The following is a 24,385-nucleotide window of genomic DNA, read 5'->3' as shown; positions in this document are numbered from 1 at the left end:
GTCAGGGCTCCACCGGTCGACCGCCTTCCAGGACGGCCCGCACCACGGCTAGGTTCTCGGGGCGCTCGGCGTCCACGTCGAGGGCGAGCGACGGGTCGTCGACGATCACGGCCCGCGCGCGCAGGCCGGTGACCTCCCGGGCGCGAGCCTCCATCTCGGCAATGGACAACGCGCCCGAGGCGAACCGCAAGACCGTCCCCCATCCGAATAGCTGGGCGAGCAGCCATGGCTTCTTGCGCGCGGCCATCACCCGCTCGACGAAGCCGCGGATCCGCTCCAGGGCCGATGGGTCGAACAGCAGCACGCTCCCCCCCGTGAAGACGCCGTCGGCGACGCGCACGTAGGTCTTGCGCGCCCCGGGGTAGCGGCGCGCGACCGCCGCCTGGGGCACGATGGGGTAGAACAGGCTGTAGTCACCCTCGCAGCGCGCGAGAAACCCAGCGAGCGCCTCGGCGGTGAGCAGGGGCAGGTCGGCGGCGATGGCCAGCACAGCCGGGGCATCGGGCAGCGCCCGCAGCGCCGCGGCGACGTTGTCCATCATGCCCCCATCCCCGGCCACGACCTCGACACCGGTGCCCAGCAGGGCGCGCAGCGCCGGCGCGGGGCCGACGACCACGACGCGCTCGATGGCGCTGCAGCCGCGCGCTGCGGCCACCACCCGCTCCACCAGCGTCATCCCACCCAGGCGCAGGAACGCCTTGTTGGGCACGCCAGGAGCGAGCCGGGGCTCCGGCGCTCCGCCGGCGAGGACGACCGCGGGCGGCACCTATCCCCCCCGGCTGTCGGCGGGGCCCGGCGACGACGGCACGCCTATCGTTCCTCCGCGAACGTCTTGGTCACGAAAACGTCCACGTCGGGGACGCTCCCGCAGTCGTCCGCCACGCGGCGGGCCGCGGCCTCGTTGGCCATCAGGCCCACCACGGTGGGACCGGTCCCGGTCATGCAGGCACCGTACGCCTCGCCCCGCAGGATCCGTTGCTTCAGCTCGGCGACGACGGGATGGCGCGCGGCGATGAACTCCTCGAACACGTTGCCCATCAGCCGCCCCACCGCCGGCACGTCGCCGCGGCGCACGGCGTCGACGAGCGCCGGGATGTCGGGGCGCCGCGTGACCTCGGCGGGCTGGAAGTGGGCGTAGGCCCATTCCGTCAGGATCGGGATGCGGGGCCGGGCCAGCACGACCCACGTGGTCGGCAGCGCCGGCAGCGGATGGACGCGTTCCCCACGCCCCCGGGCCAGGGCCGACCCTCCCTCCAGGAAGAAGGGGACGTCCGAGCCGAGCTTGGCCGCCGCCGCCCGCAACTCGCGCCCATCCAGGCGCAGCTTCCACAGCTGCGCAAGGCCCAACAGCGTCACGGCGGCATCCGCGCTGCCGCCGCCCAGGCCGGCGGCGACGGGGATCTGCTTGCGCAGGTGGATCTCCACGGGCCGGGTGATGCCGTACTGCTCCCGCAGCAGCTGCGCCGCGCGGAAGACCAGGTTCGCGGTGCCCTCGGGCACCGGCTCGCCCTCGGCGACGACGCGGATCGCATCGCCGGCCTCGCGCAGGACGACCACGTCGTAGAGCGCCACGGTGTGGAGCACGGCCTCTACTTCGTGGTACCCGTCGTCCCGCTTGTGCAAGACGTTCAGCCCCAGGTTGACCTTGGCGTAGGCGTTGAGACGGAGCTCCTTCACGCGGACTGCCTCCCCGCGGGATCCGGCGGCCCTAACTCCTTAGGTGTCGCGGCCCGCAAGTCCTCTCGCGGTTCGTTGCGCCTGGCAGGGGGTTCCCGTAAGATAGGGGCCGTGACGCAGGACCCGCAGCTGCCTCCCGCTCCGTTGCCCGACCCCGTGCGCGACGAGGGCGCGCTCGTCCCGGCGGGCGGCCTGGCGCCGCAGGCGACCGGGCGCGTCCCGCGCCGGTGGCTCCGCTGGCTGCTCTGGGGCGTGCCCGCGGTCGTCGTCATCGTCGGCGGCCTCCTGGCGGGCGCCTACCTCTACCTGGCGAGCCAGATCGCCGTACGCGAGGTGATGCCGCGGCGGCCCCGCGTGCCCGCCTTCGCGTGGCCGCTGCGCCTGGTCGACCGCGTGAACGTCCTCGTCATCGGCACCGACGTCACCCTCGACCACCGGCGTCGCGTGCTGAACGTCGCGCGCGCCGACACGCTGGCGCTGGTGACGTTCGACCCGGAGCGCGGCCGCATCGGTGTCCTCTCCATCCCACGCGACACCCGCGCCGTGATCCCCGGGCACGGGGAGACCAAGATCAACGCCGCCTACGCGTACGGCGCGGTCGGGCTGACGATCCGGACGGTGGAGCAGTTGCTGGGCGTGCGCGTGCCCTACTACGTCAAGCTGGGGCCGGAGTCGTTCGCCAAGATCGTCGACGCTCTGGGCGGCGTCGAGGTCGACGTCGAGAAGGACATGCGGTACACCGACTCGTGGGCCGGCTACACCATCGACCTGCGCAAGGGCCGCCAGCGCCTGGACGGCCGGCAGGCCACCGGCTACATCCGCTTCCGGCACGACGCCCTGGGCGACATCGGGCGCGTCGAGCGCCAGCAGCGGCTGCTGCGCGCGCTGGTGGCGCACCTGCGCCAGCCGTCCACCCTGCTGGCGGCGCCCCGCCTGCTGCGCGCCATCAGCGCGCACACCGATACCAACCTGGGCCCCGCCGAGTTGCTGACCCTGGGCGTGTTCGCCCTGCGCGTGCGCGACCACCCGTTGCAGCTGCACACCCTGCCCGGCACGTTCGCGCCCCTGTACTGGGAGCCCGACCGGGCGCGGGTGCGCGCGCTCGTCGCCGACCTGTTCTACGGGGTCACGGTGGAGGAGATGGCAGCGGTCCAGGTGGAGGTCGTCAACGCCAGCGGGACTTCGGGGCTGGCCCGACAGGTGGCCGAGCGCCTGGCGGCGCTGGGCTTCGCCCAGATCCGTGTTGGCAGCGACGCCCGCGCCGCCGACGTCACCACGGTCATCGACCGGACCGGACGTCGGGGGTTCGCCCATATGATCGCCACCGCGTTGCCCCGCGCGGCGATCCGCCGCGAGCCCGCCGACCACCCTCCCTCGATCACCATCGTCCTCGCCAGGGACGCGTCCCGCGTCCTGTCCGCCACGCCGCTGCGCCGCGCCGACTAACGCCACCGACTGCGACGACCCGCGGGGGCGCGCCCGCGCCGTCATCAGGCCGCTGCACGTCCTTCCCGATGCCGTGGAATCCCGCGGCGCCCAAAACGTCAGCGGCTCCCGCGGCGAGTTAGGCCGGGTTGCTCCCGAAGGAGTACCTCCTCCCACCTCAGCCAGCGGCGAGCCGCTGACGGACCTGACGCTACCACGGGCAGTGCCAGGCGTCAATCCGAAACGGTCGTTCCCCTGCTGTGGATCGTGTGGACAGGCGCCACCGCCCCACGCACCAGCGCCGCCAGCCGCGCGATCCCCGTGCGGATCTCGTCCTCGGACGGGTAGGAGAAGTTCAGCCGCAGCGTGTTGCGCCCCGTGCCGTCGGCGAAGAACGCCTGACCCGGGACGTACATCACCCCCGCCTCCACGGCCGCTGGCAGCAGCGCACCGGCATCGAGCTCCTCGGGCAGCCGCACCCACAGGAACAGGCCGCCCTCCGGGCGCGTCCAGGTCACACCCGGCGGCATCTCCCGCGCCAGCGCCTCGAGCATGACGTCCCGCTTGCGCCCATAGAGCGCCACCGTCGCGGGCAGGCGCCGCAGCAGGTCGCCCCGGCGGAGCAACCCCGCCGCGATGGCCTGCGTCAGGGATGGACTGCACAGGTCCATCGCCTGCTTGACCGTGACGCACTGGGCCACCACGGGTTCGGGGCCGGCGATCCACCCGATGCGCAGGCCCGGCGCGAGCGTCTTGCTGAACGTCGAGAGGTAGAGGGTACGGCCCTCGTCGTCCAGCGCGGCGATGGGCGGCGGCGCGGTACCGGCAAACCGCATCTCGCGGTACGGGTTGTCCTCCACCACGAGGGCGTCGACCTCGCGGGCCAGGGCCAGGAGACGCTCGCGCCGGGCCCGGCTCCAGGTCACCCCCGAGGGGTTCTGGAAGTCGGGTACGGCGTACAGCAGTTTGATCCGGCGCCCCGCGCGCTGCAGGTGATGAAGGGTCTGTGCCAGGCGGTCGGCGTCGATGCCCTCGTCGTCCTGGGGCACCCCCACCAGGTCGGCGCCGTAGGCGCGGAACGCCTGCAGTCCGCCCAGGTACGACGGCAGTTCCACCACCACCACATCGCCGGGATCGAGGAACACCTTGCCGACGAGATCGAGCGCCTGCTGGGACGACGTGGTCACCAGCACCTGCTCGCGGCTGACCCGGAGCCCGTCCTTGGCCATCCAGGCCACCAGCTGGTCGCGCAGCGCCGGATCGCCCTCGGTGGGGCCGTACTGGAGGGCCAGAGCCGCGCTCGTGCGCAGCACCTCCTGGGTGACCTCGGCGATCTCGGCCACGGGGAACGTGGACGGGTCGGGGAACCCGCCGGCGAACGAGATCACGTCGCGCTGGCGGGAGACCTTGAGCAGCTCGCGGATGAGCGACCGCTCGGCGACGCGGGTCAAGCGGGCGAAGCGTGCCTGGTAGTCGATCACGATGCCCTCCCGGGATACTCCCCCGTGGTCTTCCTCACCGCAGGACTCCTCTCCTCTCCCGGACGTCGGCCCGTCGATCCCCCGCCATGCGTTGTTCGTCTGACAGGCAACCCGATGTCGACCGATCGGCCCACGAACCCGGGGGCCCCTGCGCGACATCGCGGGGTTCGCGATCGACCCCAGCCGATCGGCCCGCGAACCCGGGGGCCATGCCCTGACGGTCCGGCCGGCAACCTCGATGACCCCCAATCGACCCCCCACCCCACGGGCCATGCGCGTACACTCTGGCCCGTGATGCCGCGGGGCCTCACGCCGTCTCCCAGACGTCGGCCAGGCGCGCGAACTCCTCGACGGAGAGGGTCTCGCCCCGCCGCCGCGGGTCGATGCCGGCCCGGGCACACCACGCCGTCACCGCCGCCGCATCCAGGCGCCGCCCGCCGACCTGCCGCAGCGCGGCCCGCAGCATCTTGCGCCGCTTGGCGAAGGCGGCGCGTGCCACGGCCACTACCGCGGGCAGGCGCTCGGGCGGCCGCACCGGCCTGACGTGGAGGTCGAGGCGGACGACGGCCGAGCGCACCTGGGGCATGGGGTAGAAGGCCGTACGCGGCACCCGCACGACCAGCGTGGGGCGCGCGTAGAGGTGCACCAGCACCGTCAGCAACCCGTAGGCGGGCGTGCCGGGCGCGGCCAGCAGGCGGTCGGCCACCTCCTCCTGGACCATCACCACCAGGCGACGTCCTGTGCCGGTTTCCAACAGCCGCACCAGCAGCGGCGACGCGATGGCATATGGCAGGTTGGCGACGACCGCGGTCGGCGTCCACGGGAGGGCGGTCCACGGCAGGGCCATGGCGTCGCCGTGCACGACGTGCACCCGCGGCTCCCGTGCGCAGACCGCGCGCAGCACGGGCACCAGGCGCGGATCCACTTCGATGGTGATCACCCGCGCACCCGTGCGGGCCAGGGCCAGGGTCAGCGTGCCAATTCCGCCGCCGATCTCCAGGACGACGTCACGCGCGTCCAGGGCCGCTGCCGCCACGATGCGGTCGAGGATGCGCCGGCTGACCAGGAGGTGCTGCCCGCGGGCGGGCCGCAGGCGCAGGCCGAAGGCCCGCAGCACCGCGACGGCACCGGCTCGGGTGGCCAGGTCGACGTCCGGTGGCAGCGCCGGGGCGCCGGCGCTCAACGTGATGGACGGGACGCCGTCGGGGTGGACAGGATGTAGACGCGCACCGTGCGTCGGCCGAACCGGATCGCTGCCCGGGCCGTGTCGAAGCCCAGGTCGATGCGGTAGCCCTTGATGGCGCCCCCGGTGTCGCCCGCGATGGCGACGCCGTAGCCCTCGATGTAGAGCCGCGACCCCAACGGGATCACCGCTGGATCGACGGCCACGACCCCGTAGCCGGCGCGCATGCCCGTGGCGGTGACATCGTCCACCCCGGGGCCGGTCCACGGCGCGTACCCGGTGGCTTCCATGTGGAGGATCTCCCTGCCGACGAACTCGCCGCGCGAGGCGATCATGCGCCGGGTCCCGACGTGCACGATCCGGTCCTGCGGGGGCTGCACGAGCACCCTGCCCACCTCGCGCCGCTCGATGACGACGCCGTCCGCGAGGGTGACGGCCACGCGACGCAGACGTATCCCTGGACGGCCGACCTGCACGACGCGCGCCAGCCCCCGCGGCAGGTCGCTGTCTGCGCGCACCACCCGTCCCGGGGCCACCCGTTCGGTCTCCTCGACGATTCGTGTTTCGACGCGGATCACCCGGACGACCGTGTGCGCGGCCAGGGCGGCCTCGCGGGCGGGAAAGACCCGATCGCGGGGCCGTACGACCAGTCCCCCCGGGCGCTCGGCGAGGAGGTCGCCCACGGTCTCTGCCGCGCTCCACACGCGGTACCGCGCCTGCCCCACCGCGATCGTCACGGGCACCGCCCGACGCACGCGGATCGCCGCGCCCGAGGCCACCGGAGCGCCCAGAGCCGGGCTGACGCGGTCCTGGGCTCCCACCCGGACCCCGAGATCGGCGAGCACTTCCCCCACCGTACCGCGCCAGGTCAGCACGAGGCGCGGATCGGGGGTGGCAACGACGACGGCCCTCCAGGCGTCGGCAACGGCCGCCGTGGCCACGGTGGTGACGGCGGTGCAGAGCAGCCATGCCAGCCCGATGCGTCGCAGAGAAGCGCTCACGCCTCTCACCTCCCTTCGGGCTGTCGATCAGGATGGCCCCGCGCCGCCATGGCGCCGGCAGGCCGTAGGACTGCGCCGCGGTGCGTTGTGCGCCGCAGGTCCGGGTACGTGCGTGCGTCGTCGGGGTGCGGAAACTGATCAATAGTGTAGAGAACTCTTGGGGGTCGCGCAAGGGCGGCGGCGGTGACGCGCTACGCGGCCGGGTCCTCCGCCGTGGTCGCTCCGCGGCGGGCGCTCGCTTTTCGGTGACGCGCTACGCGCCCGGGTCCTCCACCAGCTCCACGAGCACGCCGTGCAGGTCGCGTGGGTGGAGGAAGGCGACCCACCAGCCATGGGCGCCGGGGCGGGGCGCAGCGTCTACCGGGCGCATCCCGGCAGCGCGCGCCCGGTCCAGGGCTGCGGCCACGTCGGGCACCGCAAAGGCCACGTGGTGCACGCCTTCCCCACGCCGTGCGAGGAATCGCGCGACCGGTCCGTCCTCGTCCAGCGGCTGCAGCAGCTCCAGCAGGACCCCACCTGCCGGGACGAACAGCACCGCGACGGCGTCGCGCTCGACGCGCTCGGGGACCCCGGGCTGGAGGCCAAACGCCTCGCGATAGACCCGCGCAGCCGCCTCGAGGTCTCGGACGGCGATGCCCACGTGGTGCAGCCGCACGGCCTAGTGTGGCGTGCCGGCCTGCAGCAGCCGCTCGGCCGCCGCATAGGGATCGAGGTCGCCCGCGGCCACGCGGGCCGCCAGCTCCTCCAGCAGCGGGCCAGCGTCCTCCAGCAGGCGCGCGCGCATCCGCCCCTCGGCGATGCGCAGGATCTCGCGCCGCCAGCGGGCGCGCCGCCGGGCCTGCAGCGCACCGGTCTGTTCCAGGTGGCGGCGGTGCTCAGCCAGGGCGGCCAGCACGGCATCGACCCCCTCCCCTGTCGTGGCCACGGTGGTGAGCACCGGCGGGCGCCAGCCGCCCGCGGGCAGCAGGCGCACCGCCATCTCCAGATCGGCCACGAGCCGGCTGGCATCGGGGCGGTCGGCCTTGTTCACGACGAACAGGTCGGCGATCTCCATCACGCCCGCTTTCAGGGTCTGGATGGCGTCGCCCGTTCCCGGCACCGCCACCACGACGACCGAATCACTCGCGGAGACGACGTCCACCTCGGCCTGGCCGGTGCCGACCGTCTCCACCAGCACCGTGGCCGCGCCCCATGCGTCGAGGATCGCCACGGCATCGCTGGTCGCCGGTGCCAGCCCCCCGAGGCTGCCGCGGGTCGCCATCGAGCGCACAAACACCTCGGGGTCGGTGCTGTGATCCATCATGCGGATGCGGTCGCCGAGCAGCGCGCCGCCGGTGAACGGGCTGGTGGGGTCGATGGCGACCACACCCACCCGCTGTCCGGCCTGGCGCAACGCCCGGATCGCGGCGTTGACCAGGGTGCTCTTGCCCGACCCCGGCGGTCCGGTGATGCCCACCACGTGGGCCCGGCCCGTGTGCCGATGCAGGGCCGCCCTCGCGTCTTGCGCCGCCGCGCCGTCGTTCTCGACCAGCGAGATGAGCCGGGCGACCGCCTGGGCCGACCCGGCCAGCACGGCGGCCACGAGCTGGCGGGCCAGCGGCGCGCTCACACCACCACGGGCGGCCGGTAGGTGGAGAACACGCGCCGCAGCACGTCGCACAGCTCGCCGATGGTGGCGTAGGCCTCCACGGCCTCGAGGATGGGGGGCATGAGGTTGTCAGTGCCCCGCGCCGCCTCCTCCAGGCGGCGCAGGGCCCCCCGGACCGCGGCGGCGTCGCGGCCGGCGCGCACCTGCCGCAGCCGCGCCTGCTGGCGCGCCACCACCGCGGGGTCGACGCGCAACGTCGCGACGCGCACCGGCGACGCGCTCTGGAACCGATTGACGCCGACTACCACCTTGTCCCCCCGTTCTATGGCCTGGGCCTCGCGGAAAGCGCTCTCGGCGATCTCGCGCTGGATCACCCCCGCCTCGATCGCCCGCAGCACCCCGCCCGCGGCTTCCACCTGCCGGATCCGCTCGCGGGCCTGGCGTTCGATGGCGTCGGTGAGGTGCTCGATCACGTAGGCCCCGGCCAGGGGATCGACCGTGGCCGCCACGTCGGTCTCGTAGGCCAGGATCTGCTGTGTGCGCAGGGCCAGCAGCGCCGCCTCCTCGGTGGGAAGGCCCAGCGCCTCGTCGCGGGCATTGGTGTGCAACGACTGTGTCCCGCCCAGCACCGCGGCCAGCGCCTGCACGGTCACCCGGACCACGTTGTTCTCGGGCTGCTGGGCCGTCAGGGCTGCACCGGCGGTCTGGGTGTGGAACCGCAACATCGCCGCCCGGAGATCGGCCGGGGCGAACCGCTCGCGCACCAGGCGCGCCCACAGCCGACGCGCCGCGCGGAACTTCGCCACTTCCTCGAGCAGCGGCATCTGGGCTGCGAAGAAGAACGACAGCCGCGGGCCGATCTCGTCGGGGTCCAGCCCAGCGTCCACCGCGGCCTGGAAGTAGGTCAGCCCGTTGGCCAGCGTGAAAGCCACCTCCTGCGCGGCCGTGGCGCCAGCCTCCCGGATGTGGTAGCCGCTGATGCTGATGGGATTCCAGCGGGGCAGGAAGCGCACGCAGTAGGCACACAGGTCGGTGACCAGGCGCAGGGACGGGCCCGGGGGGTAGATGTAAGTGCCGCGGGCGACGTACTCCTTGAGGATGTCGTTCTGCGTGGTCCCGGCGATGCGGTCGGGTGGCACGCCCTGTTTGCGCGCCACGGCCACGTACATCGCCAGCAGGATCGCCGCCGTGGCGTTGATGGTCATGGAGGTCGACACCCGGTCGAGGGGAATGCCTTCCAGCAGGACCTCCATGTCGGCCAGGGAGTCGATGGCGACGCCGACCTTGCCGACCTCGGGCTCGGCCAGGGGGTGGTCGGAGTCGTAGCCCATCTGGGTGGGGAGGTCGAACGCGATCGAGAGGCCGGTCTGACCCTGGTCCAACAGGTAGTGGAAGCGGCGGTTGGATTCCTCCGCCGTGCCGTAGCCGGCGTACTGACGCATCGTCCACAGCCGACCGCGGTACATGGTGGGGTAGATGCCCCGCGTGAAGGGGAACTGGCCGGGCGCGCCCAGGTCGCGGGCGTAGTCGATGCGCGCGTCGTCGGGGCCGTACACGACGGCCAGCGGCATGCCGTCGGTCGTTGTCACCTGCCGGACCTGGTCGCTCATCGGCTCTCCCCGGCGCCCGGCCCCGTGTGCAGCACCACCAGCACCTGGGAGCCGGTCACTTCCTGGCCGGGCCGCACCCGCACCTCGGCGACCTGCCCCGAGACGGGCGCCGGTACCTCCATCTGCATCTTCATGGCTTCGACGACGACGACCGCCTGGCCCGCCGCCACCGGCTGCCCCGCGGCCAGCGGCGTGGCGACGACCAGCCCCGGCATCGGCGCACGCACCTCGACCGCCGTGGCCACCGCGGGGTCGCGTGCCCGCCGCGACGGTACCGGCAGCGCCCGCCGCACGAGCACCTCGGCCCGCGACGCGCCCACCGTCACCCGCACGCCATCGTCGTAAGGCTGAAGGCGCACATCATAGCGCCGCCCGTCGACCTCCAGCCGCCACCATTCGGAGCCCACGAGGGGTGCCAGCCGCACGTGTCGACGGGTCCCGTCCCAGGCGACGACCATGCCATCGGCGTCCTCCGTCACGGCCACCGTGTGGCGGCGCCCGCCCAGGGCGACCTCGAGGATCATCGCAGGGCCTCCAGGCGGGCCGTTGCGGCCCAGCGCTCGCCCGCACCGTCGGCGGGCAACCGCGGCGTCCGCAGGCGCCGGGAGTACCACGCGGCCGCGGCGAGCACGGCGGTCTCGTCGAGCGCGCCACCGCCGTCCCAGTGCTCGGCGAACCGCACGTCGTAGACGCCGGCGCAAAACGCCGGCTGGTCCAACGCCCACAGGTGAAAGGGAATCGTCGTGTCGACTCCCGAGATGTAGTACTCGCGCAGGGCACATCGCATGCGGGCCAGCGCCACCTCGCGGCTCGGCCCCCACGCGACGACCTTCGCGAGCAGCGGGTCGTAGTGGCGCGAGACCCGCTGGCCGACCCACAGGCCACTGTCCACCCGGATGCCGGGCCCCGCGGGCTCGGCCAGCCCGTCGATGGCGCCCAGCGATGGCAGGAACTGCGCGTGGGGGTCTTCGGCGCTGATACGGCACTCGAGCGCCGCCCCCCGCCAGGTCACGTCGGCCTGCTGGAAGTCGAGGGGCTCCCCGCCGGCCAGGCGGAGCTGCCAGGCCACCAGATCGCACCCGGTCACCGCCTCGGTCACCGGGTGCTCGACCTGGATGCGGGCGTTCACCTCGATGAAGTAGAAGCGGTCGCCCTCCAGCAGGAACTCCATGGTCCCGGCACCCCGGTACTCCAGCGCGCGCGCCACCGCCACCGCGGCCTCGCCCAGGGCCGCCCGCAGCGCCGGATCCACGCCGGGCGCCGGCGCCTCCTCGATCAGCTTCTGGTGCCGTCGCTGCACCGAGCACGCACGCTCACCCAGGTGCACGACGTGGCCCGCAGCATCGGCCAGCACCTGGACCTCCACGTGGCGCGGGGCGGTCAGCCATCGCTCGAGGTAGACCCGGGGATCGCCGAAGGCTGCCTGCGCCTCGCCGCGGGCCAGCCGCAGGGCGGCCGGCAGCGCCTCGGGCGCCGCCACGTGGTGGATGCCCTTCCCCCCGCCCCCGCCCACCGCCTTGATGAGCAGCGGGAACCCCAGCGCGGCGGCCGCGCGCACAGCCTCGTCGTCGGTCACCGGCCCGGTCCCCGGCAGTACCGGAACCCCAGCCGCCGCGGCGGCGGCGCGCGCGGCGGCCTTGTCGCCGCAGCGGGCCAGCACGGCCGACGGCGGTCCCACGAACACCAGCCCGGCGGCCTCGCACGCGGCCGCGAAGGCCGGGTTCTCGGCCAGGAACCCGTAGCCCGGGTGCACCGCGTCGGCGCCGGCACGGCGGGCGAGCTCGACGAGCAGAGACAGGTTCAGGTAGCTGTCGGCGGGGGCGTCGCCGGGCAACGGCAGGGCCGCATCGGCCATCCGCACGTGCGGCGCGTCGGCATCCACCGGCGCGTACACGGCGAGCGGCGCGATCCCCAGCTCGCGGCACGCGCGAACCACGCGCACCGCGATCTCTCCCCGGTTGGCGATCAGCAGGCGACGGATGGGCCGCATCGCGCCCCGCTCACGCGTCGTCCCGCTCCTCGTCGTCTTCGTCGTCCTCGTCGGGGGCGCGCGGGCGATCCGGCCGGTACACCAGCGAGTAGCGGGCGATCTGGAACCCGCAGGCTTCCCAGAAGCGCAGGCCGCGCAGGTTGCCGGCCACGACGCCCGACTGGATCTCGTCGGCGCCGTGCTGCTGCAGCCAGTCGATGACTGCCTGCGCCAGCTTGCGTCCCCGGCCCTCGCGGCGAAACTCGGGGTAGATGAAGAACTCGCCGATCTGCCCCACGGTGCGCGACTGGTCGGCCCAGTGCCGGGTGAGGACCGCCACCGCGAAGCCCACCTTGCGCCCGTTGTCCACGCCCCACCAGATGAACCGCCGCGTGCCCTGGTCGGCGAAGAGCACCTGCAGGTAGCGGTCCAGCCACCCTTCGGGCGGGGGCTCGCCGGTGATTTCCTCGCGGTACCGGCGCAGCCAGTCGCGGAAGCGGGGGTCGCCAGCAGCGACGGGTTCCAGCGTCATGGGCGCAAGCGCTCGCACGGGCGTCAGGTGAGGAATTCCACCTGCGCCGGGGGGACTCCTCGCCCGCGGGCCGGTGAGCCGGCAGGGCGCACCGGCCGGTGCGGCTCACAGGGGGATGTTGCCGTGCTTGCGGCGGGGCACCTGGACCCGCTTGCGGTGCAGCACCTCGAGGGCCGCGATCAGGCGGCGGCGCGTCTCGCGCGGCGGGATGACGTCGTCGACGTACCCCCGGGCGGCCGCCACGTAGGGCGTGGCGAACTGCGCGCGGTACTCGGCGACCAGCTCGCGCCGCCGCGCGTCGGGATCGTCGGCTTCGGCCAGCTCTTTGCGGAAGATGATGTCGATGGCGCCCTCGGGCCCCATCACGGCGATCTCGGCCGTGGGCCAGGCGAGGTTCAGGTCACCCCGAATGTGCTTGCTGGCCATGACGTCGTAGGCGCCGCCGTAGGCCTTGCGGGTGATCACCGTCAGCTTGGGCACCGTGGCCTCGCAGTAGGCGTAGAGCAGCTTGGCCCCGTGCCGGATGATGCCGCCGTGCTCCTGCGCCACGCCCGGCAGGAAGCCGGGGACGTCCACGAACGTGACCAGCGGCAGGTTGAACGCGTCGCAGAACCGGACGAACCGTGCGCCCTTCACCGAGGCGTCGATGTCGAGCACCCCGGCCAGCACCGCCGGCTGCTGCGCCACCACGCCCACGGGCCGCCCCGCCAGCCGCGCGAAGCCGCACAGCAGGTTGCGCGCGAACTGCGCGTGGACCTCGAGGAAGTCGCCATCGTCGACGACGCGCCGGATCACCTCGTGCATGTCGTAGGGCTTGGCAGGGTCCTCGGGCACCAGATCGTCGAGGGCGGGGTCGGCCCGCGCCGGGTCGTCGCCGGACGGCCGGCGCGGCGGCTCGTCGAGGTTGTTGGAGGGCAGGAAGCCGAGCAGGCGACGAATCACCGCCAGCGCCGCCTCGTCGTCGTCGGCGACGAAGTGCGCCACGCCGCTGCGGGCGGCGTGCACGTCGGCGCCGCCCAGCGCCTCGAAGGAGACGTCCTCGCGGGTCACGGCCTTCACGACCTGCGGCCCGGTGACGAACATGTACGACGTGCCCCGCACCATGACGACGAAGTCGGTGATGGCCGGCGAGTAGACGGCGCCCCCCGCGCAGGGCCCCATGATGGCCGAGATCTGCGGGATGACGCCACTGGCCTGGGTGTTCCGCCAGAAGATCTCGGCGTACCCACCCAGGCTCATCACGCCTTCCTGGATGCGCGCGCCCCCCGAGTCGTTCAGCCCGATGAGGGGCGTGCCGGTGCGCAGGGCCAGGTCCATGACCTTGCAGATCTTCTCGGCGTGCGCCTCGCCCAGCGAGCCGCCCAGCACCGTGAAGTCCTGCGAGAACACGTGCACCGGCCTGCCGTCGATCGTGCCCCACCCGGTGACGACGCCGTCGGCCGGGGCCTCCACGCGGTCCAGGCCGAAGTCGCGGGCGCGCGGGGTGACGAAGGGGTCGAGCTCGACGAACGACCCGGGGTCCAGCAGCACGTCCAGGCGCTCACGCGCCGTGAGCTTGCCGCTCTCGTGCTGGCGGCGGACCCGGTCGGGCCCGCCCATGGCGAGAATGCGCTCCCGGCGGCGGCGCAGGTCCTCCAGGCGGTCGCCCGGCACGACGCGTCCGTGCCCGCGCCGGTCAGGCGGTGACGTCGGGATCGGAGGGCAGCGGGCCGTGGGGCCGGATCGCGATGATCCCGTGCTTGAAGAGCAGCTCCTGCACGCCGTTGACCTCGACGATCAGGCTGTAGGTGCCGTACTCGCGCACGACCGCCGACGGGATCTCGTAGCCGTCCCGGCAGCGAATGTGGACCGGCGCGCCCGAGAGCACCAGACGCCGGTAGAACGCGTCCTCGACGGACAGCCGCCCCACAGTGGCCCGGCTGCCCGGTGCGGCGTCGGGCCGTGCTTCCTCGCGCATCACGGTGGCTGCACCTCCCTCACGTTCGGGACGGATCTCGCGCAGGTCACTGACGACGTCGTCGGGGGCAGGGAAGGGCCGCGCGGACTCCTCTTCTTCCGGGTGCGGGCTGGCGGGACGGTCGGCTGGCGGCGTCTCCAGGGTGACGGCAGTCGCCCACGTGCCACCGGCCTGGGCCGCCACCTCGCCCGCGGGCGCGGGAGAAGCGGTAGCACCCTCGGGACGGAGCAGCCGCTCGTAGTGCCGTCGCAGCCCCTCGACCTGCTGGCGCCGGTCGGGCCGCGGGCGCTGGCCCGGACGCGCCCGCCGCGCCTTGCGGACGGCGTCCACGACGGCCGCCACCACGGCCTCGGCCTCGCTGGCCTCGACGGTCTCCGCGCCCACCGTGAGCACCGTGCCGCGCTCGGCGGCCAGCGACACCGCCGCCAGCGCCACGGTCGCGCCGCCAAACGGCGTCAGCGTCAGCGCCTCCAGCGTCGGCCGCAAGCCCGCGCGCTCCGCCAGCGGCCGCAGCGCCTCCAGCGTGGCCAGCGCCACCGTCCGCAGCCGGTGCACCTGCCCGGGCGGGGCCTGGGCCGCGCCGGTGACGGTCTTCTGTCCGCCCTCGCGCTCGTAGCGCAACTCGACCACGGCGCGGGCGAGGGTTTCGGTGAGGGTCTCCTCCAGCCGGACGAGGTGGCAGGGCGGAATCGGCTCGAGAGACGGCTGCGGCTCGAGGTGAGCCACCTGGATCCGCCAGCTGTCCACCGGCAACCCGTACTGGCTGATCAACGCCGAGGTGATGGCGCGCCGGATGACGCCGTCGTCACGCGTCGACTCCGTGGTGACGTAGATGCGCTCGATCTCGCCGTCGTCGTTGGCCACCACGCGGGCGGCCGCGACGGCGTCCAGCCGCTCCAGGAACGTCTCGATCTCTTCGGCGAAGACCTCGCGGGGCACCGGCGACTCCCCAGTAGTACACTCGACGACCTCCGCTACGTTCTGCGGAGCCCGCGCGTCTCCTGCCCGGATTGATGTCAGACGCCGCAGGGCCCGGGGCACACCCTTAGGCTCAAGGCCCCGGGATCGCGCCTTGGGGACGCGTGAAGGTTCAGAACCGGGGGAACACGGGCGGACGCCCGAGGGGCCGATCGATCACCAGCCCCTCACCGCCCAGAGCCGGTCGCGCCTCCCCGTCGATGAGGAGCCGGACCTGCCGGGCATCCGGTAGCTGGGTGGCGGTGTAGACCAGCTGCCACAGCCGCGCCTGCATGCTGGTCGCGCCGCCGCCGCGTTCCACCTCGCCGCTCAGGTCGACCACCACCACTCCTTCGCGCAGCTGCAGCGCGCGCAGCCGCGTGCCCGCGGGGATCTCGGTGCCCAGGCCCCGGGCGCGTTCCTCCGGTGTGGGCCCGGCCAGCAGGGCCTCGAGCGCTGCCGTCAGGAGCTCGTCCGCTCGCCGCCCGGACACCCTGCGCGCGACCGGCACCAGTGTGGTGCCGCCGTCGGCCGGCCCTACGAAGAACACCTCGACGCGCGCCTCGCGCGGCCGCAGCTGCGTCCACCACAGCACGACCGCCGCGACGACGAGTACCAGGGCCCAGAGGAGGACCCGCCGCACGCCCCCTCTCCGTCGCTCGCCCGCTCCCCGCTGCACGCCTGCCTCCCGCCTCACGCGCCGACCAGCCGCGCGAACTCGTCTTCCGTGAGCACCCGCACCCCCAACCGTCGGGCTTTCTCGAGCTTGCTCCCGGGCGAGGCCCCGGCCACCACGTAGGTCGTCTTCTTCGTCACGCTGTCGGTCGTGGTGGCGCCGGCCGCACGCGCCAGGGCCTCGGCCTGGCTGCGCGTCCAGCGCGCCAGCGTGCCCGTGAAGACCACCTGTGTGCCGGCCAGCGGGCCGGGTGCGGGCGCCGCCTGCGGCGCCTCGGGCGCGACGCCCGCAGCCAGCAAGCGGTCGAGCAGGCGTCGGTTCACCTCCTGCCGGAAGAAGCTGTGCACGCTGCCGGCGATGGTGGGACCGATCCCGGGGGTGTCGCGGATGGCCTCGAAGGGCGCATCCGCCAGGGCCTGGAGCGTGCCGAACTGCTCCGCCAGCCGCTCGGCCACGTGGGCGCCGACGTGCCGGATGCCCAGGGCGTAGAGCAGGCGCGCCAGGGTGGTGCGCTTGCTGGCCGCAATGGCCTCCAGCAGGTTCGCCGCCAGCTTCTCGCCCATGCGATCCAACGTCAGCAGGTCGGCAGCCGTCAGCTGGTAGAGGTCGGCGGGGTCGCGCACCAGGCCGCGGTCCAGCAGCTGGGCGATGAGCTTCTCGCCCAGGCCCTCGATGTTCATCGCGTCGCGGGAGGCGAAGTGCACCAGCCGCAGGTGGAGCTGCGCGGGACACGCCAGGTTGGGACAGCGGGTCACCGCCTCGTCCTCTGGCCGCTCGACGGGCGTCTGGCAGACCGGGCAGCGGTCGGGCATGACGAAGACGCGCTCGGCGCCGGTGCGCCGCTCGGGCAGCGGCCGCACCACCTCGGGGATGACCTCACCGGCGCGTTGCACCACGACCCAATCGCCGATCCGGACGTCCTTGCGGCGCACCTCGTCCTCGTTGTGCAACGTGGCGCTGGTCACCGTCACGCCCGAGACGCGCACGGGCTCCAGCACGGCGGTGGGCGTCAACGCGCCGGTCCGGCCCACGCTCACGGTGATGTCCACTAGCCGCGTGACCGCCTGCTCGGCGGGGAACTTGTACGCGATGGCCCACCGGGGCGCCTGCGCGGTCGTGCCCAGCTCGGCCTGCTGGGCGGTGGCGTCCACCTTGACGACCACGCCGTCGGTGTCGTAGTCGAGCGTCGCGCGCGCCGCGGTCCAGTGGCGGACGAACGCCTTGACCTCCTCCAGCGACGTGCACCGGCGGGCGTGGGGGCTCGTGCGGAACCCCGCCGCGCGCAGCCACGCCAGCGTCTCCCAGTGCGAGGCCAGGGCCAGCCCCTCGGCGGCGCCGAGGCCGTAGACGAAGATGTCCAGCGGGCGGGCGGCCGTCACCTGCGGGTCGAGCTGGCGCAGCGACCCCGCCGCAGCGTTCCGGGGATTGGCGAAGCGCGGCTCGCCACGCGCTTCGCGGTCGGCGTTGGTGGCCTCGAAGGCGCTGCGGGGCAGGTAGACCTCGCCGCGCACCTCCACCAGCGGGGGGGCCGCCCCACGCAGGCGCAGCGGAATACTGCGAATCGTTCTCAGGTTGGCGGTCACGTCCTCGCCCTGCTCGCCGTCGCCGCGCGTGGCCCCCCGCACGAACACCCCATCGACGTAGGTCAGCGAGACCGCAGCGCCGTCGATCTTCAACTCGCAGACGAACGCCACCGGCGCCTCGCCCAGCGCCGTCCGCACCCGCCGCGCCCACGCCTCCAGCTCAGCGTCGTCGAAGGCGTTGGCCAGGGAAAGCATCGGCGCCCGGTGGCGCACCGGGGCGAAGGCCGCAGCAGGCGGCGCACCGACCCGCTGGGTGGGCGAGTCCGGGGTCACCAGCTCCGGGTACTGCGCCTCCAGGTCGCGCAGTTCACGCAGCAAGCGGTCGTACTCCGCGTCGCTGATGGTCGGCGCGTCGAGGACGTAGTACCGGTAGGCGTGCTCGTGGAGCTCGGCGCGCAGCCAGGCTGCGCGCGCCCGCACGCGGGCAGGAACGCTCATGGGACGAACCGGCCAGTTCCAGGCGTAACCCGCGGCCGCGAGCGCGGCGCGGGCCCGGTTCCTACCCTACCACGCCGGCGCACCTCCGGCCATGGCGGGAATGATGGACACCTCGGCGCGCTCGTCCAGCGGGGTGTCGAGGCCCTGCAGCGTGCGCACGTCCTGCTCGTTGACGAAGACGTTCACGAAGTGGTGCAGCTGTCCGTCGCCGTTCACCAGGCGCTCGCGCAGCCCGGGGAAGCGCCGGCCCAGCTCGTCGATCGCCGCCGCCAGCGTCGACGCCTCGACCGTCACCAGACGCTCGCCATTGGTGTACCGCCGCATGGGCGTGGGAATGCGGATCGTTGCCACTGTCGTCCTCCTCACGACACCCGGGCCAGGACCGCCGCCTCGAAGGCGCGCAGCGACGGCCGCACGCGCACCGGCGCGGCCAGTGCGCCGGCGAGGTGATCGGCGGTCTTCAGCCCCATGCCGGTGATGCACGCCACGGTGACGCCGTCGGGATCCAGCGCCCCCGCCGCCGCCAGTTTCCGCAGCACGGCGATGGTCACGCCGCCGGCGGTCTCGGTGAAGATGCCCTCGCACTCGGCCAGGAGGCGGATGCCCTCGACGATCTCCTCGTCGGTGGCGTCGTCGATGCGGCCGCCGCTGGCCCGCACCGCGGCGATCGCGTAGCGGCCGTCGGCCGGCGTCCCGATCGCCAGCGACTGCGCGATGGTGCGGGGCACGACGGGCCGGATCGCCCCGCCCTCCTTGAACGCCGCGCTGACCGGCGCGCACCCGGCCGGCTGGGCGCCGTGCACGCGGACCGTCGCCGCGTCCACCAGACCGACCGCCGCCAGCTCCTGAAACCCGCGGTGGATCTTCACCAGCAGGTTGCCCGACGCGATGGGCACCACCACGTCGGCGGGCACCTGCCAGCCGAGCTGTTCGGCCACCTCGAAGGCCAGGGTCTTGCCACCCTCGCTGTAGTACGGCCGCAGGTTCACGTTGAGGAACGCCCAGGCGTGCTCCTCGCCGATCTCGGCGCACAGCCGGTTGACGTCGTCGTAGCTGCCGTCCACCTCCACGACGGTCGGCCCGTAGACGGCCGAGGCCAGCACCTTACCGCGCTCGAGACCTGCGGGGATGAAGACGTAGGCGCGCATGCCGGCACGCGCGGCGTGCGCGGCCACGGAGTTGGCCAGGTTGCCTGTGGACGCGCAGGCCAGCACCTGGTAGCCAAACTGCCGCGCCGCCGCCGTGCCGATTGAGACCGACCGGTCCTTGAACGACCAGGTGGGGTTGGTGGCGTCGTTCTTGATGTACAGGCGCCGCAGCCCCAGGCGCTGACCCAGGCGTGGCGCCGGGATCAGGGGCGTGTACCCCGGCGAGAGGTCGACCACGGGATCGTAGGGCACCGGCAGCAGGTCGACGTACCGCCAGATCGACCGCGGGCCGGCTTCGATACGCTGCCGCAGCGGCAGGCGGCGCAGCGCCTCCAGGTCGTAGGCCGGTTCGAGCGGGCCCAGACACCGCTCGCAGACGTACACCGGCCCTGCCGGCACCTCCGCCTCGCACTCACGACATCGCAACCGCTCTACCGCCATCTCCCGCCTCCCCCACGCCGTCGTCGTGCCATTCAGCCGACCCGCCGGCTCCCACCGCACGCGTCGGCTTCCCGCGCGCCCCACAGGGCTTGCCCGTGCGTCCAGGCGCCGCGGGCTGCGACGCGATCGCGCGCGGTGAACGTGCGGCACACTGCATCAGCACCGGCTGCCGGTCGCACTCACTAGACCCGCCAGGCCGCCTGGATCGCGCAGTCAGAGTCCATCGCGCACTGCACGGTCACCCACGGGCCCCTCCACCGGCAGGTGCCCGGCCGTCGGCCTAGCCCCCCAGCGCCCCCCGCAACTCGATCTGCGTCTCGAGCGCGCGGCTCTGCACGCCGGCTGCCGCGAACGCCGCCACCATGGCCGCGCCCACCGCGCCCGCCGCTGCGGGGGGCGTCAGGGCCGCCACCGTAGGCCCCGAGCCGCTGAGCACCGCACCGTAGGCGCCTGCGTCTTCCGCCGCGGCGACCACTGCGGCGAACCCCGGCACCAGCGGCGCGCGGTACGGCTGGTGCAGCCGGTCGCGCAGGGCGCCCCGCAGGGCCTGCGCCTGCCCGGTGGCCAGCGCCGTCACCACCAGCGCCGTGCGCGCCACGTTGAACACCGCGTCGGCGTGCGCGACCTGTGCTGGCAGCACCCGCCGCGCTGCGGCGGTCTCGATCTCGAGGGCGGGCACCGCCAGCACCACGGCCAGCGGCAGCACCGGCGCGATGCGCGCCCACCGCACCTCCGATCCGTCACGTGCCACGACCACCACGCCGCCGAACAGCGCTGCCGCCACGTTGTCCGGGTGGCCTTCGAGGTCGGTGGCCAGCCGCAGCAGCGTCTGGGCGTCCAGGGCGTCGCCCAGCAGCCGGTGCGCCGCCACGAGCCCGCCGACGATGGCTGCCGCGCTGCTGCCCAAGCCGCTGCGCAGCGGGATCGGCCAGCGCGCGCGCAGCGCGAACGCCCCCTGCCAGCCCGCCGCCGCCGCTGCCGCCTGGGCGCTACGGTAGATCAGGTTCGTGGCGTCCTGCGGCACGTCGACGCCGGCCACCTCGACGCGCGGCGTCGACGCCGGCGCCAGGGTGACCTCGGCGAACAGGTTCACCGCCGCGCCCAGGCAATCGAAGCCCGGCCCGAGGTTCGCCACCGTCGCCGGCACGTGCACCGTGACCCGTTCCAGCGCAACCGCCACGCCCATCTCCCGCTGCCACACGTAACAAGAAACCCCTCCACTTCCTGCGCTTGGAGGGGTTCCACCCTCTTATCCGCCGGAACTGGGTTCCGCGGGGCTTGGCACCTTACCGCGGCGGCGGCAGGTTGCCGGGGGTCATCGGGCCCGTCCCTCACCCACTCTTGATAAGAGCACGCCTATGCAGTTTGAGTGTCAAACTAGCACAGCCTGACGTGGGCGTCAACCCCTGTGCGCGGGTGTGTAATAGCTCATTGATTTTGTCACCCCCTAACGGCTCAGTGAATCTGTCACCCTGAGGGCATGACTAGGGAGACGATTGCCTTGACCCGCAAAGAGCAACACCGTGTCCAGGTCTTGGTCCGGGTGCAGCACGGGGTGCTCCGGGCGACAGAGGCCGCCGTGCTGTTGGGGCTGTCGCTTCGCCACCTCCGCGGGCTGCTGGCCCGCCTGCGCCAGCAGGGCCTCGCAGCCCTCGTCCATGGCAACCGCGGCCGCCCCTCCTCGCGGCGCCTCCCCGAGGCTGTCCGGGTCAGCGTCCTCACCCTGGCCCGCACCACCTATGCGGGCGTGAACGATCATCACCTCACCGAGTTGCTCTGGGAGCGCGAGGGCCTCCGGTTTCCCCGCCAGACATTTCGCCGCAGCTAGCGGCAAGCGACGGCCGTGGGCTTGGAAGAGTCCGGTGCGGTGAACGCAGTCAGCCTCCGGCGCGCGCCGGCCCACGCGTGCGACCCGAGACCACGGCCGCCTGGCCACGCCGCGGGATCATGCGTCCCGGCAGGCGGGTCTGCGTCCGGCGATCCCCCGGTCGCCCCTCGGCGGTCGCCGATCGTCGAGGCGTCTGCCAGCCCATGGCCCGCGATATCCACTCTGCCGTGTCCCGGACACATGGGCCGAGGTCACGGCGAATCCGCTCCAGCGTCAGGGCGCGGACGGCTCCAGACACGCTGACAGCGCCCACCACCTCGCCTCGGTGGTCGAAGATGGCAGCCCCCACGCAGCGGATACCCTCTTCGTTCTCCACGTTGTCAACGGCATACCCGCGTGCGCGGACAGCGTCCAGTTCCGCCAACAGCACGTCGGCATTGGTGATCGTCTGCCGCGTGCGCTGCGGCATCCCATGGCGGGCGAGGACCTCGCGGACCTGCTCCCGAGGCAGATGGGCCAGCATGGCCTTGCCCAGCGCCGTACAATGTGCCGGCATGATCTTTCCGACCGCCGAGGCCATGCGCATCGGGCCCGGTGGCTCGACCTTGTCCACGTAGACGACCTGACCCTGCTCCAGGACGGCCAGGTGAACCGTCTCGCCGGTCCGGTCCCGCAGGTCCAGGAGAAACGGCCGTCCGACGGTGCGCAGTTCGATGTGTTCGAGACGTTGGGCCGCCAGCCACAGGATGCGAGGCCCGATCATGAAACGTCCGTCGGCGGCAGTGACGGCACCGTGGTGTTCCAGCGTTTGCAGGAGGCGGTAGACGGTAGGCCGAGGAAGCATGACCCGGGCGCTGAGCTCGCGGACGCCCAGTGGACATCCAGCCTCGCCCAGCGCGGCCAGGAGTACCATGGCGCGGTCGACAGACTGCACGTCCCGGCGGCTGCTCCTGCTCATCCTCGTCCCTCCGCCAGGTTCTGCGGCCACCGGGAGGGCATCAGCAACGTCTTGATCGCCCTGCCCTGCTCTTGCGCCTCGAAGGCCTCTTGCCATCGTTCCAGTGGGACCGCCGTCGTCAGAAGCGGTCGCACCCGCACCTGACCGGATGCCAGCAGACGGAGTGCCGTCACCCAGCTGGTGTGCTTGCTGCTGAACGAGCACTGCACCTCCAGGCCCTTGAAGAGCGCGACATCGGCAGGGAACGGTACCGTCGGGTGTCCGGTCACGCCCAGCAGGCCGATGCGCCCCAGCCGCCTGGTCAGGCGTGGCAGGGCCTCCACGGCCTGCGGTGCCCCGGAGGTTTCCACCGCCACGTCGGCCCCGCGACCGTCGGTCAGGGCTAGGACCCGGTGGACCAAGTCTTCCTCCCCAATGTTGACGATCACGTCTGCACCGACCGTCCGGGCCACTTGCAACCGCAGGCGCGCGCTGGTGGGTGTCCCGCTGACGACGATCAGACCGGCGCCTGCCGCCCGGGCCACCTGCAGGCACAGCAGGCCAATGGGCCCGGGGCCGCTGATGACGACGGTTTCGCCCGGCGCCACCTTCATGCGCTCAACGATAGCGTGGACGGCAATGGCCGTCGGCTCGGTAAGGGCGGCTTCTTCCAGCGGCACCCCGTCAGGGACTCGATGGAGCAACGAGGCAGGCGCAACCACGTAGTGCGCAAACGCCCCATTCGTCCCGATCCCCAGCGCGCGCTTGTGCTCGCAAATCTGCCTGTTGCCGCTGCGGCACAGGAAACACACGCCGCAGCTCCCTGTGCTGGTCTCGGAAACGACCCGATCCCCGATGGCATAACCACTGACGCCTTCCCCCACTGCCGCGACAGTTCCCGCGAACTCGTGGCCGAGGATGACCGGCGGCCAGTACGGATGACGATCGTGGAAGATGTGCAGGTCGCTCCCGCAAATGGCCGCCGCCGCCACCGCGATCAGCACTTCGCCCGGCCCCGGCTGCGGGTCGGGGACCTCGTGGAGTTCTACGAGGCCGGGGCCGCGTCCCACCTTCATAACGCCGCGCATCGACCGCCTCCTACTGTTTGATGGCGCCCGCCGTCAGTCCGGCGACCAGCCACCGCTGCATTAACAAGTACAACACGATTCCGGGGAACCCACCCATGAGGGCACCCGCCATCAGTTCGGGCCAGTTTACGTAGAACTCGAGGACCGTCCGGGCAATGGCCAGCGTGACGGTCACCATGCCCTCGCTGTGCGTGAGAGTCGACACCCACAACAGGTCACCCCATGCCAGCAGAAACGCAAAGAGCATGGTGGCCACCATGCCCGGACGGATCAGCGGGAGGACGATTCCCACGAAGATACGCCACCGACTGCAGCCGTCGACCATCGCCGCCTCGTCCAGTTCCCGCGGCACACCGTCGATGAAGCCCTTGAGCATCCAGGTGGCAAAGGGCAGGCAGATGGTCAGGAATGCGATGATGAGGCCGGTGCGGGTGTCGTAGAGACCAACGGCCGAGAGGATCTTGAAGTAGGGCCCCACCACCAGGACCCCGGGGAGCATCTGGCTGATGAGCACCAGCCCCATGAGGACCCCGCGCCCGCGCAGCGCGAAGCGCGAGAACCCGTAGCCGGCCATGGCGCCCAACAGTGTCGAGATCACCGCTGTGGTCAACGACACTACTGCGCTGTTGAAGAAGTACGTCGCGTAGTTCTTTCGCAACCACATGGTGACGTAGGCAGCCAGGGTGGGGCGGTCCGGCAGCCACACCACCGGAATCCGCAAGGCCTCGGTCTCCGTCTTGAGCGAGGTCAGCACCATCCACACGAAAGGGAAGAAGACTAAGATGCCCACGAGTCCCGCGAAGACGTACACCAAGGCCAAGACGAGACGCGAGCGGCTGTAGATGGCTGGCAGGTCCACGGGCAGG

Annotated in this window: 23 protein-coding genes and 1 riboswitch; of the genes, 2 read left to right on the top strand and 21 right to left on the bottom strand. The window is 72.8% G+C overall.

What is annotated here, in order from left to right; genetic code table 11:
• Position 1: 1 nt before the first annotated feature.
• Both QN157_09395 and ispE read right to left on the bottom strand, forming a co-directional pair.
• Positions 2 to 766, bottom strand: a complete 765-nt coding sequence (locus QN157_09395) for a nucleotidyltransferase family protein (protein MDR7555811.1) — start codon at positions 764 to 766, stop codon at positions 2 to 4.
• A 44-nt stretch (positions 767 to 810) separates the two neighbouring features.
• Positions 811 to 1,677 carry a 4-(cytidine 5'-diphospho)-2-C-methyl-D-erythritol kinase gene (gene ispE, locus QN157_09390; protein MDR7555810.1) on the bottom strand — a complete coding sequence of 289 codons (867 nt, stop codon included), beginning with the start codon at positions 1,675 to 1,677 and terminating at the stop codon, positions 811 to 813.
• 111 nt (positions 1,678 to 1,788) lie between these two features.
• On the opposite strand from ispE, the gene QN157_09385 reads away from it, so the two are divergent.
• On the top strand, positions 1,789 to 3,123 hold the full coding sequence (locus QN157_09385; GenBank protein ID MDR7555809.1) for an LCP family protein: 1,335 nt from the start codon (positions 1,789 to 1,791) through the stop codon (positions 3,121 to 3,123).
• Positions 3,124 to 3,335: 212 nt separating this feature from the next.
• Here QN157_09385 and QN157_09380 read toward each other — a convergent pair whose 3' ends face one another.
• The 16 genes from QN157_09380 to thrB all read right to left on the bottom strand — a co-directional run bounded on the left by QN157_09380 (position 3,336) and on the right by thrB (position 20,846).
• Positions 3,336 to 4,583 carry a PLP-dependent aminotransferase family protein gene (locus QN157_09380; protein ID MDR7555808.1) on the bottom strand — a complete coding sequence of 416 codons (1,248 nt, stop codon included), beginning with the start codon at positions 4,581 to 4,583 and terminating at the stop codon, positions 3,336 to 3,338.
• A 307-nt stretch (positions 4,584 to 4,890) separates the two neighbouring features.
• Positions 4,891 to 5,766, bottom strand: a complete 876-nt coding sequence (rsmA, locus tag QN157_09375) for a 16S rRNA (adenine(1518)-N(6)/adenine(1519)-N(6))-dimethyltransferase RsmA (GenBank protein ID MDR7555807.1) — start codon at positions 5,764 to 5,766, stop codon at positions 4,891 to 4,893.
• Positions 5,763 to 6,767, bottom strand: coding sequence for a 3D domain-containing protein (locus tag QN157_09370; protein ID MDR7555806.1), 1,005 nt, complete (start codon positions 6,765 to 6,767; stop codon positions 5,763 to 5,765). The genes rsmA and QN157_09370 overlap by 4 nt, the downstream gene beginning before the upstream one ends.
• Before the next feature lie 253 nt (positions 6,768 to 7,020).
• Entirely contained in the window at positions 7,021 to 7,422 is a 402-nt protein-coding gene (gene mce, locus QN157_09365; GenBank protein MDR7555805.1) for a methylmalonyl-CoA epimerase, read from the bottom strand.
• Positions 7,423 to 7,425: 3 nt separating this feature from the next.
• Entirely contained in the window at positions 7,426 to 8,376 is a 951-nt protein-coding gene (gene meaB, locus QN157_09360; GenBank protein MDR7555804.1) for a methylmalonyl Co-A mutase-associated GTPase MeaB, read from the bottom strand.
• Positions 8,373 to 9,965 carry a methylmalonyl-CoA mutase family protein gene (locus QN157_09355; protein MDR7555803.1) on the bottom strand — a complete coding sequence of 531 codons (1,593 nt, stop codon included), beginning with the start codon at positions 9,963 to 9,965 and terminating at the stop codon, positions 8,373 to 8,375. Before QN157_09355 ends, meaB begins: the two co-directional genes overlap by 4 nt.
• On the bottom strand, positions 9,962 to 10,489 hold the full coding sequence (locus QN157_09350) for a biotin/lipoyl-containing protein (protein ID MDR7555802.1): 528 nt from the start codon (positions 10,487 to 10,489) through the stop codon (positions 9,962 to 9,964). Before QN157_09350 ends, QN157_09355 begins: the two co-directional genes overlap by 4 nt.
• On the bottom strand, positions 10,486 to 11,955 hold the full coding sequence (locus QN157_09345; protein MDR7555801.1) for a biotin carboxylase N-terminal domain-containing protein: 1,470 nt from the start codon (positions 11,953 to 11,955) through the stop codon (positions 10,486 to 10,488). The genes QN157_09350 and QN157_09345 overlap by 4 nt, the downstream gene beginning before the upstream one ends.
• A 10-nt stretch (positions 11,956 to 11,965) precedes the next feature.
• Positions 11,966 to 12,466: a GNAT family N-acetyltransferase gene (locus QN157_09340; GenBank protein MDR7555800.1), complete on the bottom strand. Its 501-nt coding sequence runs from the start codon at positions 12,464 to 12,466 to the stop codon at positions 11,966 to 11,968.
• 105 nt (positions 12,467 to 12,571) lie between these two features.
• Positions 12,572 to 14,065, bottom strand: coding sequence for an acyl-CoA carboxylase subunit beta (locus QN157_09335; GenBank protein ID MDR7555799.1), 1,494 nt, complete (start codon positions 14,063 to 14,065; stop codon positions 12,572 to 12,574).
• Positions 14,066 to 14,141: 76 nt separating this feature from the next.
• A complete protein-coding gene (locus tag QN157_09330) occupies positions 14,142 to 15,362 on the bottom strand; it encodes a hypothetical protein (protein ID MDR7555798.1) in 1,221 nt (406 codons plus the stop codon).
• Positions 15,363 to 15,513: 151 nt separating this feature from the next.
• Entirely contained in the window at positions 15,514 to 16,023 is a 510-nt protein-coding gene (locus QN157_09325) for a GerMN domain-containing protein (GenBank protein ID MDR7555797.1), read from the bottom strand.
• Between the two features lie 50 nt (positions 16,024 to 16,073).
• Positions 16,074 to 18,077, bottom strand: a complete 2,004-nt coding sequence (gene ligA / locus QN157_09320; protein MDR7555796.1) for an NAD-dependent DNA ligase LigA — start codon at positions 18,075 to 18,077, stop codon at positions 16,074 to 16,076.
• Positions 18,078 to 18,143: 66 nt separating this feature from the next.
• Positions 18,144 to 18,428 carry a MoaD/ThiS family protein gene (locus QN157_09315; GenBank protein ID MDR7555795.1) on the bottom strand — a complete coding sequence of 95 codons (285 nt, stop codon included), beginning with the start codon at positions 18,426 to 18,428 and terminating at the stop codon, positions 18,144 to 18,146.
• A gap of 11 nt (positions 18,429 to 18,439) precedes the next feature.
• Complete coding sequence (thrC, locus tag QN157_09310) at positions 18,440 to 19,666, bottom strand: threonine synthase (protein ID MDR7555794.1); 1,227 nt, start codon at positions 19,664 to 19,666, stop codon at positions 18,440 to 18,442.
• Positions 19,667 to 19,946: 280 nt separating this feature from the next.
• On the bottom strand, positions 19,947 to 20,846 hold the full coding sequence (thrB, locus tag QN157_09305; GenBank protein MDR7555793.1) for a homoserine kinase: 900 nt from the start codon (positions 20,844 to 20,846) through the stop codon (positions 19,947 to 19,949).
• Between the two features lie 66 nt (positions 20,847 to 20,912).
• A riboswitch (SAM riboswitch) is annotated at positions 20,913 to 21,017 on the bottom strand.
• A gap of 150 nt (positions 21,018 to 21,167) precedes the next feature.
• Between thrB and QN157_09300 the strand changes: the two genes are divergently transcribed.
• Positions 21,168 to 21,494 (top strand): helix-turn-helix domain-containing protein, encoded by a 327-nt coding sequence (locus QN157_09300; protein ID MDR7555792.1) that lies wholly within the window; start codon positions 21,168 to 21,170, stop codon positions 21,492 to 21,494.
• A 49-nt stretch (positions 21,495 to 21,543) separates the two neighbouring features.
• Here QN157_09300 and QN157_09295 read toward each other — a convergent pair whose 3' ends face one another.
• The 3 genes from QN157_09295 to QN157_09285 are packed head-to-tail and all read right to left on the bottom strand — an operon-like array spanning position 21,544 to position 24,378.
• Positions 21,544 to 22,452 carry an IclR family transcriptional regulator gene (locus tag QN157_09295; protein MDR7555791.1) on the bottom strand — a complete coding sequence of 303 codons (909 nt, stop codon included), beginning with the start codon at positions 22,450 to 22,452 and terminating at the stop codon, positions 21,544 to 21,546.
• Positions 22,449 to 23,519 (bottom strand): zinc-binding dehydrogenase, encoded by a 1,071-nt coding sequence (locus QN157_09290; GenBank protein MDR7555790.1) that lies wholly within the window; start codon positions 23,517 to 23,519, stop codon positions 22,449 to 22,451. The genes QN157_09295 and QN157_09290 overlap by 4 nt, the downstream gene beginning before the upstream one ends.
• Positions 23,520 to 23,529: 10 nt before the next feature.
• The gene (locus QN157_09285) at positions 23,530 to 24,378 is read right to left on the bottom strand and encodes a carbohydrate ABC transporter permease (protein ID MDR7555789.1); all 849 of its coding nucleotides are present in this window, start codon (positions 24,376 to 24,378) and stop codon (positions 23,530 to 23,532) included.
• Between the last annotated feature and the right edge of the window lie 7 nt (positions 24,379 to 24,385).

It is taken from the genome of Armatimonadota bacterium, from assembly GCA_031459855.1.
Taxonomy (GTDB): domain Bacteria; phylum Sysuimicrobiota; class Sysuimicrobiia; order Sysuimicrobiales; family Humicultoraceae; genus Fervidifonticultor; species Fervidifonticultor primus.
The sequence above is the reverse complement of the archived record's forward strand: the minus strand, read 5'-3'. Positions and strand labels throughout refer to the sequence as shown.

Bases quoted from the DNA above. Each gene is read 5' to 3' on its own strand.
- QN157_09295 (MDR7555791.1), bottom strand. From the start codon at position 22,452: ATGAGCAGGAGCAGCCGCCGGGACGTGCAGTCTGTCGACCGCGCCATG.
- thrC (MDR7555794.1), bottom strand. From the start codon at position 19,666: ATGGCGGTAGAGCGGTTGCGATGTCGTGAGTGCGAGGCGGAGGTGCCG.
- QN157_09290 (MDR7555790.1), bottom strand. From the start codon at position 23,519: ATGCGCGGCGTTATGAAGGTGGGACGCGGCCCCGGCCTCGTAGAACTC.
- QN157_09345 (MDR7555801.1), bottom strand. From the start codon at position 11,955: ATGCGGCCCATCCGTCGCCTGCTGATCGCCAACCGGGGAGAGATCGCG.
- QN157_09350 (MDR7555802.1), bottom strand. From the start codon at position 10,489: ATGATCCTCGAGGTCGCCCTGGGCGGGCGCCGCCACACGGTGGCCGTG.
- QN157_09340 (MDR7555800.1), bottom strand. From the start codon at position 12,466: ATGACGCTGGAACCCGTCGCTGCTGGCGACCCCCGCTTCCGCGACTGG.
- QN157_09355 (MDR7555803.1), bottom strand. From the start codon at position 9,965: ATGAGCGACCAGGTCCGGCAGGTGACAACGACCGACGGCATGCCGCTG.
- QN157_09335 (MDR7555799.1), bottom strand. From the start codon at position 14,065: ATGGGCGGGCCCGACCGGGTCCGCCGCCAGCACGAGAGCGGCAAGCTC.
- ligA (MDR7555796.1), bottom strand. From the start codon at position 18,077: ATGAGCGTTCCTGCCCGCGTGCGGGCGCGCGCAGCCTGGCTGCGCGCC.